The following is a 12,526-nucleotide window of genomic DNA, read 5'->3' as shown; positions in this document are numbered from 1 at the left end:
GCACGGCAAGTTTCGGCCTAGTCGCTCGGCAAGTACCATGATGTGCTGCGGAGCAGCGCACTCCGCTCGATGAGGAGGGCGCGATGACGACCGTCGAACCGGTCGCGGACACCCGGACCAGGCTGCTCGCCACTGCGCTGCGGCTGTTCTCGGAGCACGGCGTCGAGGGCACGTCGCTGCAGATGATCGCCGACGAGCTGGGCGTCACCAAGGCCGCGGTGTACTACCACTTCAAGACGAAGTCGGAGATCACCGAGGCGGTCGCGGAACCGGGAATCCGGGAACTGGACGAACTGGTCGTCGAGGCGGCGAAGCACCGCCGCCACGGTGCGCGCGTGGACCATCTGCTGGACGGTTTCGTCGATCTCGTGGTGCGGCACCGGGTGCTGGTCGCGCTGTTCTCCAGCGATCCGGGCATCGACGCGGCGCTCGCGAAATCGAAGCACGGCGTCGAAGGGTTCAAACAGGCGCTGATCTCGATCGTGGCCGGCGGGCCGGAGCTGGACGTGACCGCTCGCGTGACGGCGATCGTGGCGTTCACCGGCATCGCGATGGCGGGCGGGGCGCCCGATCTGGCCGAGGTGGACGACGAAACGCTGCGCCAGGAGCTGATCGGAGTGGGCAGGCGGCTGCTGGGCAGGCCGCGCCGCCGGGTCTGCTGAACTCGCGTCTCAACTACTGAGAGTCCTGTTGCAGTATTTGGGACAGGACTCTTAACCTCGAAGCATGTCTTCGGATAGCGCTTACGGGCAGGGGCACGCGGAAAGCGTTGTACGGTCTCAAGTTTGGCGTACCGTCGACAATTCGGCGGCTTATCTCGCGCCGGAGCTGCTTCCCGGGCGCAGCGTGCTGGACGTCGGCTGCGGGCCCGGGACGATCACGGTCGACCTCGCCCGCCGGGTGGCTCCGGGCGAGGTCGTCGGCATCGACGTGTCGGAAGCCGTTCTGGAGCAAGCGCGGGCGCACGCGCGGAGCGAAGGCGTGTCCAACGTCCGGTTCGAGCGCGCCGACATCACAGCGGCCCCAGCGATCGGCCAGTTCGACGTCGTGCACGCGCACCAGGTGCTGCTGCACCTGACCGAGCCGGTGGAAGCGCTGCGGCACATGCTGGCCCTGGCCAAATCCGGGGGTGTGGTCGCCGCCCGCGACACTGACTACGCCGCGGCGTTCTGGTGGCCCGCGGACTCGCGGCTGGACCGCTGGCTGGAGGTGTACCGCGCGGTCGCGCACGGCAACGGCGCCGAGCCGGACGCGGGACGGCGGTTGCTGGCCTGGGCGCACGCCGCGGGCGCTCGCGACGTCACGCCGAGCGCGTCGATCTGGTGTCATTCCACCCCTGAGGAGCGCGCGTGGTGGGGCGGCATGTGGGCGGAACGGATCCTGGATTCCAAGATCGCCGAGCAGGCCGTGGCGGGCGGACACGCGTCCGTCGAAGACCTCCGCGAGATCTCCGCCGCGTGGCGTGCGTGGGCGGCCGACCCGGACGGCTGGTTCTCGATCCCGCACGGGGAAATCCTGTGCCGCGTAGCCGAAACCGGCTGAAGCGCGGCTCCCTAAAGGTGCGTGCGGGCCATCCCGCGGGAATCAGATTCGGTCAGGGTTCCCCTCACGGACCTTCGCAACGCCTACGGCAGCCGAGAGTCTTTCAGCGCTTCGGCCGCGTGCAGTTCCTCGGCGGTGAGCTGGTCCGCGGAAACCCGGACGACGGAGCGGAAACGGCGGCACACCGGGCATCGCTGCAGCCGGCGGTCGCCGAGCCGGATCGCCTTGAACGACACCAAGGGCAGCCAGATCGTGGAGAAATAGTGGCCTTCGCCGCACTGGACGATCGTGTAGTCAGCCATGGCCGCCTCCTTCGGTGCGACGGACTCAGTATGCGCTACCCGGCCAGAAACTCCGCGGGAACCGCCGAAGTCAGCCACACCCCGTTGTCGCTCACCTGAAACACGTGGCCGCGCGCGGCCATTTCCCCGGCCGCGACCGTCAGCACCACCGGTTTCCCGTGCCGCGATCCGACCTTCCACGCCGTTTCGCGGGTCGCCGACAAATGCACCGCGTGCCGCTTCATCGGGCGCAATCCCTCCGCCCAGATCGACGGCAGGAACCGTGTCGCCGTCCCGTGGAAGAGGATTTCCGGCGGCACCGCGTCCGACAGTTCCAGATCCACGCGGACGCTGTGCCCCTGGCTGGCGCGGATCAACGTCCTCGTCTCGTCGAAGGCGAACCGCTGTTTGGCGCAGTTCGCGACGACCTCGTCCAGTTCCGCGCGGCTCACCGGGAACCGGTTCCGGGCCAGCGCGGCGAGCAGTTCGTCGACGGAGACCCAGCCGCCGGGGGAGAGCGTGAGGCCGATCCCGCCGGGGTCGTGGCGCAGGTGCCGGGACAGCCGTTTGGATACTCGGGTTCGATATTTCTCGTTCATTTCTGCCCGCAGTAACCCACACCGAAGCCCTGCCGCGCAACGGAATTCAGATGCCGCCCTCCAGGACGGGACGGAGCTTGCTGGCCCCGGGCCCGAAGCGGGAGAGCTCGTCGTCCGCGTTGTACAGGCCGCAACTGCGCAGCGACAGGCATCCGCAGCCGACGCATCCGGTCAGCCGGTCCCGCAGCCGCTGCAGCGCGTCGATCCGGGCGTCGAGTTCGGTCTGCCATTCGCGCGACAGCCGGGCCCAGTCCGCCTTCGTCGGCGCGTGGTCGGCGGGGAGCGTCTCCAGCGCCGCGCTGATGTCCTCCAGCGACAGCCCGACCCGTTGCGCGGCGCGGATGAACGCGATCCGCCGCAGCACCGAACGCGCGTAGCGGCGCTGGTTGCCCGCCGAGCGCTCGGAAGTGATCAGGCCGCGCTCCTCGTAGAACCGCAGCGCCGTGTGCGGGACTCCGCTGCGTTCCGCGACCTGCCCGATGCTCAGCTTGTCCGCCAACCTCGTCATAAGTCCAGGTTAGCGCTTGACCTTCAGTTTGGTCGAGGTTGCATGGTCGCAACCATGACCACGACGACCTCCGAGCCGGGCTACGCGGACCTGCCCCGGCTGATCTCGCTGATGACCGGCGACGACAAACACCACGCGGCCGCGGAGTCCACAGTGGACGTCCTGTGGGTGCTGTTCGACCGGGTGCTGGACCTGGGCCCGGACACCGCCCGCAACCCCGGGCGCGATCGGTTCCTGCTGTCCAAGGGGCACGGGCCGATGGCGTACTACGCGGTGCTCGTCGCGAAAGGCTGGCTGGACGAGGACGAACTCGCCGGCTGGAGTTCGGCGCGGTCGCGGCTCGGCCACCATCCGGACCGCCTCCGCGCACCCGGCGTCGAAATCTCCAGCGGCTCGCTCGGGCACGGCCTGCCGATCGCCGTCGGCACCGCCCTCGGCCTGCGCGCCCGCCGGTTCCGCTCGCGGATCGTCACGCTGGTCGGCGACGCCGAACTCGACGAGGGCTCCAACCACGAGGCGATCGCCGTCGCCGCTCGCCTCGGGCTCGACAAGCTGACCGCGGTGGTCGTGGACAACCAGTCCTCGACGCACGGCTGGCCGGGCGGCATCGCGCGCCGCTTCGAAACCGAGGGCTGGGCCGTGCGCACGGTTTCCGGCCGCGACCACGAAGCGCTGTACGACGCGTTCACCACCCCTCATCCCGGACGGCCGCTCGCGGTCGTCGCCGTCGTGGAACCGAAAGGCGCGCACTGATGCCGAACATGCGGGACACCTTCCTGGCCACCGCCGAGGAAATCGTCAACACCGACCAGGACGTGGCGATCGTCCTCGCCGACATCTCCGCCGCGGCGCTCGCCGAGGCCGCGCGACGGCATCCGGACCGGGTGATCAACGTCGGGATCCGCGAGCAGTTGCTCGTGAGCACCGGCGCCGGCCTCGCGCTCGCCGGGCTGCGGCCGATCGTGCACACCTTCAACGCGTTCCTCGTGGAGCGCGCGTTCGAACAGATCAAATTGGACCTCAGCCACCAGGAACTCGGCGCGGTGCTGGTGTCGTACGGCGCTTCCTACGACATGCCGATGGAAGGCCGGACGCATCAGGCTCCCGGCGACGTCGCGCTGATCGATTCCCTGCCCGGCTGGTACGTGCACGTGCCCGGCCATCCCGAGGAGGCGCGGCGGCTGCTGCTCGATTCGGTGCCCGGGGACAGCCGGACGTACCTGCGGCTGTCCGCGCAGGAGAATTCCGAGCCGCACCTGGGCGTCGGGCTCCAGACGATCCGGCAGGGCACGCGCGGCGTGGTGATCGCGGTCGGGCCGATGCTGGACCGGGTGCTGGAGGTGGCCGAGGGCATGGACGTGACGGTGCTCTACACCTCGACGGTGCGTCCGTTCGACGCCGAGGGACTGCGTGCCGCGGTGACCGGCGTGGCCGACGTCGCACTGGTGGAGCCGTATCTCAAGGGAACTTCCGCGCATTGCGTCGCCGACGCGCTCGCGGACCGGCCGCACCGGCTGCTGAACCTGGGCACCCGCCGGGACACCGAGGTGCGGATCTACGGCACGCTCGCCGACCACGATCTCGTGCACGGGCTCGACGCGGGTTCGATCGCGTTGTCCCTCAAGGAATTCTTCACGAGATAAGGAGGGATTTCGGCAGCGGGCAACCGCCCGGGGTCACCAGCCGCTGTCGGCGCGCCGCACGGGATTCGCCGCGCGCGCGGTCGACCGGCGCGCGAGATCGATCTCCGCGCGGGTCTTCTGCAGCGGGATGGTCAGCTCCCTGAACTGCGGAAACGGCACGCTGTCGATGTCTTCCCGCCATGCTTGGAACATCCGGCAGAGCAGATCGGACTCGGACATTTCGTCCTCTTTCCGGGTCCGGGGGCGCCGGCCGCGCCCGCACATAGCCGAGTGGGTACCCGTTCGGGGCGAGAACGAAACGGGCTCGGAACGAAATTGTCCGGGAGGCTAGGCTCGGGGTGTGTCTCGTGTGGTGATCCTCGATTACGGCTCCGGAAACCTCCGCTCCGCCGAACGCGCCGTCGAGCGCGCGGGCGCCGAGGTGGAGGTCACCGCCGACCCGCAGGCCGCGCTCGAAGCCGACGGCCTCGTGGTGCCCGGCGTCGGCGCGTTCTCGGCGTGCATGAGCGGGCTGCTGGGCGTGCACGGGCACCGGATCATCGGCAAACGGCTGGCGGGCGGACGCCCGGTGCTGGGCATCTGCGTCGGCATGCAGATCCTGTTCTCGCGCGGCGTCGAGCACGGCGAGGAGACCGAAGGCACCGGCGAATGGCCGGGCACGGTCGAGCGCCTGCACGCCGACGTGCTCCCGCACATGGGCTGGAACACCGTCCGCGCCCCCGCCGATTCGCAGCTGTTCGCCGGGATCGACCCGGACGAACGGTTCTATTTCGTGCACTCGTACGCGGCGCGGAAGTGGGAACTGGAGTCCGGCCTCGCCAACATGCAGCCCAAGGTGACCTGGGCGAACCACGGCGAGGACTTCGTGGCGGCAGTGGAGAACGGGCCGCTGTGGGCGACCCAGTTCCACCCGGAGAAGTCCGGCGACGCGGGGGCGCAGCTGCTGCGCAACTGGCTGGGCACGCTCTGAGCAACCCTCGTGAGTGCTGGCGCCGGTGAGAACAGGCGCCAGCACTCACGAGGCCCCAAGCATCCCCCGGAAGGTGCGTCCGGTCCCGCCGCTTAGGCTGTGCGCGTGACTTTCACGCTCCTTCCCGCAGTTGATGTTGCCGACGGCCAGGCGGTCCGACTCGTCCAGGGCGAGGCGGGCACCGAGACCTCCTACGGCAGTCCGCTCGAGGCGGCGCTGCAGTGGCAGCGCGACGGCGCCGAGTGGATCCATCTCGTGGACCTCGACGCGGCGTTCGGCAAGGGCAGCAACCGCGAACTGCTCGCCGACGTCGTCAAACGGCTCGACGTGCAGGTGGAGCTGTCCGGCGGCATCCGCGACGACGCGTCGCTCGAGGCGGCGCTCGCCACCGGGGCCCGCCGGGTCAACCTCGGCACCGCGGCGCTCGAGGACCCGGACTGGACGGCGAAGGTCGTCTCCGAATACGGCGACCGGGTCGCGATCGGGCTCGACGTGCGGATCACCGAGGCCGGGCACCGGCTGTCCGCGCGCGGCTGGACCTCCGACGGCGGCGACCTGTGGGAGGTCCTGGAGCGGCTCGACCGCGACGGGGCCAGCCGGTACGTCGTCACCGACGTGAGCAAGGACGGCACCCTGCGCGGCCCGAACCTCGAACTGCTGCGCGAGGTCACCGCCCGCACCGACGCGCCGGTGATCGCTTCCGGCGGAGTGTCCAGTGTGGACGATCTGCGTGCGCTCGCCGGGCTGGCGTCGGACGGCGTCGAAGGCTCGATCGTCGGGAAGGCGCTGTACGCGGGCGCCTTCACCCTGCCGGAGGCCCTCGCCGCCGTTCGCTGACCGTCGGAATCGGTGCCAGGAAACGGAAATCACGCGGCCCGGTCGAGCGCGAGCTGCCCGGCCGGCCGCATCCGGCCTTCCTTCCGGAGCAGCTCGGCCCGGGCGAGATTTCGCGGCGACCACGGGCTTTTCGGCCGTCGCGGCGTGTACCGCTGGGTGTAGGCCGAGTCGTCGCGGCGGCGGGTCAGGCCGTCGATCCAGCCGTAGCAGAGCGCTTCTTGCAGCGCCTGCTCATAGGTGAGGCCGGGCGCGCCCTTCTTCGCCAGCACCAACCAGACCTCGGTGGCGGAATCGTGGTGCTCGGCCAGCCAGTCCCGCCACGACGCGGCGTCGGTGAAGACCATCATGCCTGCACCATCGTTTCGCGGACCGAGACGTAGTGCGGGTTGTACATCAGCCCGAGGACGTTGCCCCACGGGTCGATCACCGACGCGGTGATGAACCCGGTGCCGCGGTCGCGCGGGGCGTCGTGGACCTTCGCGCCCATCGCGACGACGCGCTCCAGCGTCGCGGGGACGTCCTCGACGTGCCAGAACACGACCGCGCCCGCGGGCTGTCCGACGGTGGCGAGATCGGCGGTCCGGGACAGTTCGCTGGTTGCGTACGAGCTGTGCACGATGCCGAATTCGTGCTGGTAGTCGCCGATGCGCCACTCCAGGTACGCCGGGGTGTCCAGGTACGGCGCGACGCCGAGAAGGTCGGTGTACCAGCGCTTCGCCGCGTCGAAGTCGGGGGAGTAGAAGGTGACGGTGCTGAGTCCTCGAAGCATCTCTGAGTCCTTGTCTGCTCGGTTGTGGGACTAGCTTGTCCTTCAAAGTGCTCATCTTCTGAGCACTTTTGGAGAGAGAATCGAAAACATGCGAGCTGACCGTCTTGTCGCTGCCGTCCTGCTGCTTCAGGCCCGCGGCCGGGTGACCGCTGCCGAACTGGCCGAGGACCTGGAGATCTCCGTGGCCACCGCCCGCCGCGACCTGGAGGCGTTGTCGGCGGCCGGGATCCCGGTCTACCCGCAGCCCGGACGCGGAGGCGGATGGTCGCTCGTCGGCGGGGCCCGCACCGACCTCAGCGGGCTGACCGCGGCCGAGTCGCAGGCGTTGTTCCTGATGCTGGGACCGGCGGCGTCCGGCGGTCCGGAACTGTCGTCCGCGCTGCGCAAGCTCGTCCGCGCGCTGCCCGCTACGTTCCGGGCCGACGCCGAAGCCGCCGCGCGAGCTGTCGTGTCCGATCCGGCCGGGTGGGGCGAGCAGGACCGCGAACCGCCCGCCCCCGTCCAGTCTCTCCAGCAGGCGGTCGTGCGGCGGCGCAAGGTGCGGTTCGACTACAGCGGCAAAAGCCGGTTAGCCGATCCGTACGGCCTCGCCGACAAGGACGGCGTCTGGTACCTCATCGCTGGAACCCCTGCGGGACAACGGACTTTCCGCGTCGACCGGATCTCGGCGGCGGAAACCACGGACTTGCCCTCGCAACTGCCGGAAGACTTCGATCTCCGGGAACAGTGGGCGCGGGTCGTGGAGGAGATGGAGCAGCGGCGTTCGCTCGTGTCCGCGACGGTGCTGATCGACGCGCGGTATCTGTCCGTGCTGCGGTCGCGTTTCGGGCGGCATTGCGAAGTGGCCGGGGAGCGGGACGGCCGGGTCGAGGTGAAGGTGGCGGCGCACTGGGCGCGTTCTGTCGCGGAGCAGCTGGCGGGGTGGGGCGACCTGGTCGAGGTGACGGAACCGGAGCCGGTCCGCGCCGAACTCGCCCGTATCGGACGGGAGCTGACGGCTCGCTACGGGAGCTGAACGGTTACCCGCGAGGTAATCGACTCCATGCGCGGGAGCGGACAGGATTGGTTGGCAGGCAACGAAATCGACCCCGAGGAGCCGGACGTGACCGCTTACGCCATCGCCCACCTGCGCCAGCCCGGAGCCGTGGACGCCGAGGTCTGCGAGTACCTGGAGCTGATCCAGGCGACGCTCGACCCGTTCGAGGGCCGGTTCCTGGTCCACGGAGGACAGACGCGCGTGCTGGAAGGCGCCTGGCCGGGGGCGACCGTCGTGCTCGAATTCCCGGACTTGGCCGCGGCCGAGGAGTGGTACGCGTCGGCGGAGTACCGCAAGATCCTGCACCTGCGCACCGACCACCTGGTGGGCGACGTGATCCTCGTCGAGGGCTGCGGCCCGGACCACGATTCGGCCGCGATGGGCGCGCGGCTCCGCGCGGAGGCGGCTCGGTGACTTACTCGGCGAGCTTGACCGCGATCCCGATCGTCCGCTCCGGTCCGCCGCGGAGCCGGCTGAAGAACATCGTCACGCGTCCGATGATGCCGTAGTCCCGTGCGATCACCCCGCGGACGCGCTCGGTGTCGGCGGCGTCGAGCAGCCGGGCGGTCCCGCTCACCTCGGCGCCGTGCACCCGTCGGCCGCGGACGTCGCACGCCTGCAGCCGAACCTCGCCGTTGTTGCGGATTCGCTTGACCTTGCCCGCGTTGCATTCCGAAAACAGCACCAGTTCGCCGCCGTCGCGGGAGGCCCACACCGGGGTCGGGACCGCGCGGCCGTCGCGGCGGAAAGTGGTCAGCACGACGTACTTCTCGGCGCCGAGACGCTCCAGTTCGGACATAGCCCTACGGTAGACGGCGTCACAGCCCTTGGCAGCGGTCGGCGGGCCGCGGCGAGCCGGGCGTCGTCGGCATGGCGACCGATGTGCCGTGATCGGCCACCTTCTGCATCGCCACGTGAGTCGCCGCGACGTAGCCCCAGGTGAACAGGACGACCAGGGCCGCGCACACGCCGAGCGTCGCCTTTCGCAGCCCGATTCGCCCCAGCAGCGCGGAAATCCCGGCTCCGGCGAGGAGGAACAGCACGAGCGAACTGATCTGCCACAGCGTCACGCCGAGACCCGACCACGGCACGAGTTCGCTCAACCGGCAGGTCAGCTGCTCGCCCGCGGTGAGCTGGGCGAGGTAGTTGGCGCCGACGCACCAGGCCACCAGTACGGCGATGATCGCGGCGCCGATCCCGAAGGCGTACGCCACTCGCGAAAGCCTGCTCCGAGACTCCCCCAGTTCGGACATGGCTGCACGGTAGCGGTCAGCGGGTCCCCAGCCAGGCGTATTCCGGCGCCGAATCGAGCACGATCCCGTCCGCCACCGCGACCAGCTGCTCGCGCGGCAACCGGCCGGAGACGCTCAGCCAGCGCCCGTCCGACAATCGCACGGCGACCTGTGCGTCGGCCGGCCCGGAGGCGGGCACGTAGGCACCGGGGAGACCGCGCACCTGCACCGGCCCGGAACCGCCGAGGGCCGGGGAACCGCCGCTGATCGTCGCGCGCACCTTGCCGTTGGGGCCGCTGGCGTCGAGCACCGTCGTCGCGTTGCCGGAACTGCTGCCGCGCACCGTCGTGGCCTCTTCGCGCAGACCGGCGGGCAGCGGGCCGAACCGTGCCTCGCCGCGAATCCGGACTGGTTCGACGGTCACGGAATCGGCTACTTGCTCGGCCACCGAGCGTGCGTCCGGGACGCCTTCGACCTTGGCGGTCAGCACGTAGCGGTTGTCCGGCATCCAGGTCAGCGTGGCGATCGTGTCGTTCGGGCCGGTCACCATGCCGATCCGGCCGTGCACCACGACCTGGTCCCGCACCGCCGAGATGCGCAGTGCGGTCTGCGCCCATTCCGGATCGGCCGTGGAGTGCGCCGCGAGTTCCACCCGGCTCGCGCCGGACTGCCATTGCCGCACCTGCGCGGTGGTCCCGGGCCCGCCGGAGCGGTACTGCTCGGTGAAGCCGTCCGGCAGCCAATCCGGCGTGTACGCGAGCACCGGCCGTCCGGCGGCGGGTGTGAGCTGCGCGGGCGCTTCGGCGACCGTGTCGACCACCAGCGGCACCCCGGCGGCGACGGCGATCACCGCGGCGGCCGCGGCGGCGAGCGCGAGGCGAGGACGGCGTCGGCGTTGCCGGGCCCGTGCGAGCGCGTTGAGCACTTCATTGCCGTCCGGCGCCCGCTCGGCGAGCCGTTCGAGGCTGTCGCGCACCAGCGTCTCGGTCTCGTTCGAGGGGGTCATTCTCCTGCTCCGGTGGTGAGGGCGGCCGGCAACGAGGGCATTCCGGCGCGCAGGGTCGCCAGCGCGCGCGAGATCTGGCTGCGCACGGTCGAGACGCCGCAGCGGAGGAAGTCGGCGATTTCGGCGTCGGTGTAGTTCTCGTAGTAGCGCAGGACGACCGCGGCGCGCTGTTTCCGCGGCAGCGTGGCCAGCAGGGCGAGCATTTCGTCGCGTTCGTCGTAGGCGGTGCTGGGATCGGCGGTCGGCGGTCCGAGCGCGTCGAGCACCGTATGGTTCGACGGCACCACGCGGCGGGCGGCGCGGCGGCGCCACGACAGGTACTCGTTGGTGATCATCCGGCGGACGTAGGTGGGCGGCGATTCGATCTTCGACCAGCGTTGCTGCGCGCGCAGGAGCACGTCCTGCACGATGTCCTGCGCCAGATGCGGGTCGTCGGCGAGGACGGTCGCGTAGCGCAGCAGCCCGTCGAGGCGTTCCGCCACGAAATCGTCGAAACCGGTCGTCACGATCATCAGACGCGCGAGGGGCGGGTTTTGATGCTTCGGATCCGAAAATTGTCGGCGAAGCCGTCGCGGCGGGCTTGACCGAGCGGCCGACTAGGCTGGGGGCATGGCTGTGGCGGTTCGGGTGATTCCCTGTCTCGACGTCGACGCGGGCCGGGTCGTGAAGGGCGTCAACTTCGCCGACCTGCGCGACGCGGGCGACCCGGTGGAGCTGGCGCGCCGGTACGACGCCGAGGGCGCCGACGAGCTGACCTTCCTCGACGTCACCGCGTCCTCAGGCGACCGCGAAACCACCTTCGACGTGGTCCGCCGCACCGCCGAGCAGGTCTTCATCCCGCTGACCGTCGGCGGCGGCGTGCGCTCCACCGACGACGTCAACCGGCTGCTGCGCACCGGCGCGGACAAAGTGAGCATCAACACGGCCGCGATCGCCCGCCCGGAGCTGCTGCGCGAGGCGTCGCGCCGGTTCGGGGCGCAGTGCGTCGTGCTGTCCGTCGACGCGCGGCGAGTGCCCGAAGGCAGCGAACCGACGGCGTCCGGCTTCGAGGTCACCACGCACGGCGGCCGCCGCGGCACCGGCATCGACGCGGTGGAGTGGGCCGCGCGCGGCGAGGAACTCGGGGTGGGCGAGATCCTGCTCAACTCGATGGACGCGGACGGCACCAAAACCGGCTTCGACCTCGAACTGATCGACCTGGTCCGCAAGGCGGTGCGGGTCCCGGTGATCGCCAGCGGCGGCGCGGGCGCGACCGAGCACTTCCTGCCCGCTGTGCGAGCGGGCGCGGACGCGGTGCTCGCGGCGAGCGTATTCCACTTCGGACAGTTGACGATCGGCGACGTGAAGGGCGCGCTGCGCACCGGCGGGGTGGTCGTGCGATGAGCCTCTCGCCGGAACTGTCCGCCCGGGTGAAATGGAACGCCGACGGGCTGATCGCCGCGGTCGTGGTGGACCACGCGACGTCCGACGTGCTGATGATGGCCTGGATGAACGACGACGCGCTGGAATCCACGCTCACCACCCGCCGCGGGACCTATTGGTCGCGCAGCAGGCAGGAACTGTGGGTGAAGGGCGAGACCTCGGGCCACGTCCAGCACGTCCGCGAAGTCCGCATCGACTGCGACGGCGACACGGTGCTGCTGCGAGTGGACCAGACCGGCCCGGCTTGCCACACCGGGACGCACACCTGCTTCGACACCGACGAACGGCTCCTGCTCGCCGACGAGAGCGCGTGATGACCGTCGTCGCGAACGTGCTGATCGGGCTCGTCGCCCTGATCCACCTGTACATCGTGGTGCTGGAGATGGCCCTGTGGACCACGCCGCGGGCGCGGGCGGCGTTCGGCACCACCGAGGAATTCGCCCGCGAGAGCAAGACGCTCGCGGCGAACCAGGGGCTGTACAACGGATTTCTCGCCGCGGCGCTGATCTGGGGGCTTATCGCGGCCGATCCGGCGGGTTTCCAGCTGAAGCTGTACGGGCTGGCGTGCGTGATCGTGGCCGGGCTGTACGGCGCCGCGACGTCGTCGAAGCGGATTTTGCTGGTGCAGGTGCTGCCGGGCGGGCTCGCGCTGGTCTTTCTGCTGCTGTCGCGCTGAGGAGG

General features: G+C 70.3%; 21 protein-coding genes. 11 read left to right on the top strand and 10 right to left on the bottom strand.

What is annotated here, in order from left to right; translation table 11 throughout:
* Positions 1-83: 83 nt before the first annotated feature.
* Positions 84-662, top strand: a complete 579-nt coding sequence (locus H4281_RS43945; RefSeq protein WP_182896766.1) for a TetR/AcrR family transcriptional regulator — start codon at positions 84-86, stop codon at positions 660-662.
* A gap of 64 nt (positions 663-726) precedes the next feature.
* The gene (locus H4281_RS43940; RefSeq protein ID WP_182896765.1) at positions 727-1,542 is read left to right on the top strand and encodes a class I SAM-dependent methyltransferase; all 816 of its coding nucleotides are present in this window, start codon (positions 727-729) and stop codon (positions 1,540-1,542) included.
* Positions 1,543-1,625: 83 nt separating this feature from the next.
* On the opposite strand, the gene H4281_RS43935 is transcribed toward H4281_RS43940, so the two are convergent.
* The 3 genes from H4281_RS43935 to soxR are packed head-to-tail and all read right to left on the bottom strand — an operon-like array spanning position 1,626 to position 2,930.
* Complete coding sequence (locus tag H4281_RS43935; protein ID WP_182896764.1) at positions 1,626-1,844, bottom strand: hypothetical protein; 219 nt, start codon at positions 1,842-1,844, stop codon at positions 1,626-1,628.
* 35 nt (positions 1,845-1,879) lie between these two features.
* Positions 1,880-2,422, bottom strand: coding sequence for an RNA 2'-phosphotransferase (locus H4281_RS43930; RefSeq protein ID WP_182896763.1), 543 nt, complete (start codon positions 2,420-2,422; stop codon positions 1,880-1,882).
* 46 nt (positions 2,423-2,468) lie between these two features.
* Positions 2,469-2,930 (bottom strand): redox-sensitive transcriptional activator SoxR, encoded by a 462-nt coding sequence (soxR, locus tag H4281_RS43925; RefSeq protein WP_037809633.1) that lies wholly within the window; start codon positions 2,928-2,930, stop codon positions 2,469-2,471.
* Between the two features lie 54 nt (positions 2,931-2,984).
* On the opposite strand from soxR, the gene H4281_RS43920 reads away from it, so the two are divergent.
* Both H4281_RS43920 and H4281_RS43915 read left to right on the top strand, forming a co-directional pair.
* Positions 2,985-3,683 (top strand): thiamine pyrophosphate-binding protein, encoded by a 699-nt coding sequence (locus H4281_RS43920; RefSeq protein WP_182896762.1) that lies wholly within the window; start codon positions 2,985-2,987, stop codon positions 3,681-3,683.
* Entirely contained in the window at positions 3,683-4,573 is an 891-nt protein-coding gene (locus H4281_RS43915) for a transketolase family protein (RefSeq protein WP_182896761.1), read from the top strand. The genes H4281_RS43920 and H4281_RS43915 overlap by 1 nt, the downstream gene beginning before the upstream one ends.
* A 33-nt stretch (positions 4,574-4,606) precedes the next feature.
* Here the strand turns inward: H4281_RS43915 and H4281_RS43910 are convergent, their stop codons facing one another.
* Complete coding sequence (locus H4281_RS43910) at positions 4,607-4,792, bottom strand: hypothetical protein (protein WP_182896760.1); 186 nt, start codon at positions 4,790-4,792, stop codon at positions 4,607-4,609.
* 130 nt (positions 4,793-4,922) lie between these two features.
* Between H4281_RS43910 and hisH the strand changes: the two genes are divergently transcribed.
* Both hisH and priA read left to right on the top strand, forming a co-directional pair.
* Complete coding sequence (hisH, locus tag H4281_RS43905) at positions 4,923-5,543, top strand: imidazole glycerol phosphate synthase subunit HisH (protein ID WP_182896807.1); 621 nt, start codon at positions 4,923-4,925, stop codon at positions 5,541-5,543.
* 105 nt (positions 5,544-5,648) lie between these two features.
* Positions 5,649-6,380 (top strand): bifunctional 1-(5-phosphoribosyl)-5-((5-phosphoribosylamino)methylideneamino)imidazole-4-carboxamide isomerase/phosphoribosylanthranilate isomerase PriA, encoded by a 732-nt coding sequence (gene priA, locus H4281_RS43900; RefSeq protein ID WP_116202272.1) that lies wholly within the window; start codon positions 5,649-5,651, stop codon positions 6,378-6,380.
* Positions 6,381-6,409: 29 nt separating this feature from the next.
* Here priA and H4281_RS43895 read toward each other — a convergent pair whose 3' ends face one another.
* Together H4281_RS43895 and H4281_RS43890 are read right to left on the bottom strand one after the other, a co-directional pair.
* A complete protein-coding gene (locus H4281_RS43895; RefSeq protein ID WP_182896759.1) occupies positions 6,410-6,727 on the bottom strand; it encodes a YdeI/OmpD-associated family protein in 318 nt (105 codons plus the stop codon).
* Positions 6,724-7,149: a VOC family protein gene (locus H4281_RS43890; RefSeq protein ID WP_182896758.1), complete on the bottom strand. Its 426-nt coding sequence runs from the start codon at positions 7,147-7,149 to the stop codon at positions 6,724-6,726. The genes H4281_RS43895 and H4281_RS43890 overlap by 4 nt, the downstream gene beginning before the upstream one ends.
* Positions 7,150-7,237: 88 nt before the next feature.
* Here H4281_RS43890 and H4281_RS43885 point away from each other — a divergent pair, with 88 nt between their 5' ends.
* A complete protein-coding gene (locus H4281_RS43885; RefSeq protein WP_182896757.1) occupies positions 7,238-8,164 on the top strand; it encodes a helix-turn-helix transcriptional regulator in 927 nt (308 codons plus the stop codon).
* Between the two features lie 87 nt (positions 8,165-8,251).
* Positions 8,252-8,599 (top strand): DUF1330 domain-containing protein, encoded by a 348-nt coding sequence (locus tag H4281_RS43880; RefSeq protein ID WP_182896756.1) that lies wholly within the window; start codon positions 8,252-8,254, stop codon positions 8,597-8,599.
* A 1-nt stretch (position 8,600) separates the two neighbouring features.
* Here the strand turns inward: H4281_RS43880 and H4281_RS43875 are convergent, their stop codons facing one another.
* The 4 genes from H4281_RS43875 to H4281_RS43860 are packed head-to-tail and all read right to left on the bottom strand — an operon-like array spanning position 8,601 to position 10,935.
* The gene (locus H4281_RS43875) at positions 8,601-8,984 is read right to left on the bottom strand and encodes a PPOX class F420-dependent oxidoreductase (protein ID WP_182896755.1); all 384 of its coding nucleotides are present in this window, start codon (positions 8,982-8,984) and stop codon (positions 8,601-8,603) included.
* A 19-nt stretch (positions 8,985-9,003) separates the two neighbouring features.
* On the bottom strand, positions 9,004-9,438 hold the full coding sequence (locus H4281_RS43870) for a hypothetical protein (protein WP_182896754.1): 435 nt from the start codon (positions 9,436-9,438) through the stop codon (positions 9,004-9,006).
* A gap of 16 nt (positions 9,439-9,454) precedes the next feature.
* Positions 9,455-10,423 (bottom strand): hypothetical protein, encoded by a 969-nt coding sequence (locus H4281_RS43865; protein WP_182896753.1) that lies wholly within the window; start codon positions 10,421-10,423, stop codon positions 9,455-9,457.
* Complete coding sequence (locus H4281_RS43860; RefSeq protein ID WP_037809651.1) at positions 10,420-10,935, bottom strand: SigE family RNA polymerase sigma factor; 516 nt, start codon at positions 10,933-10,935, stop codon at positions 10,420-10,422. The genes H4281_RS43865 and H4281_RS43860 overlap by 4 nt, the downstream gene beginning before the upstream one ends.
* A 97-nt stretch (positions 10,936-11,032) precedes the next feature.
* Here H4281_RS43860 and hisF point away from each other — a divergent pair, with 97 nt between their 5' ends.
* Genes hisF through H4281_RS43845 form a run of 3 tightly spaced genes read left to right on the top strand, consistent with a single transcriptional unit; the run spans position 11,033 to position 12,521 of the window.
* On the top strand, positions 11,033-11,806 hold the full coding sequence (gene hisF / locus H4281_RS43855; RefSeq protein ID WP_182896752.1) for an imidazole glycerol phosphate synthase subunit HisF: 774 nt from the start codon (positions 11,033-11,035) through the stop codon (positions 11,804-11,806).
* Positions 11,803-12,159: a phosphoribosyl-AMP cyclohydrolase gene (gene hisI / locus H4281_RS43850; protein WP_182896751.1), complete on the top strand. Its 357-nt coding sequence runs from the start codon at positions 11,803-11,805 to the stop codon at positions 12,157-12,159. The genes hisF and hisI overlap by 4 nt, the downstream gene beginning before the upstream one ends.
* Complete coding sequence (locus tag H4281_RS43845) at positions 12,159-12,521, top strand: DUF1304 domain-containing protein (protein ID WP_182896750.1); 363 nt, start codon at positions 12,159-12,161, stop codon at positions 12,519-12,521. Before hisI ends, H4281_RS43845 begins: the two co-directional genes overlap by 1 nt.
* Positions 12,522-12,526 lie beyond the last annotated feature (5 nt).

Origin of the sequence: Amycolatopsis dendrobii (genome assembly GCF_014145675.1) — a bacterium.
Lineage (GTDB): Bacteria > Actinomycetota > Actinomycetes > Mycobacteriales > Pseudonocardiaceae > Amycolatopsis > Amycolatopsis dendrobii.
The sequence above is the reverse complement of the archived record's forward strand: the minus strand, read 5'-3'. Positions and strand labels throughout refer to the sequence as shown.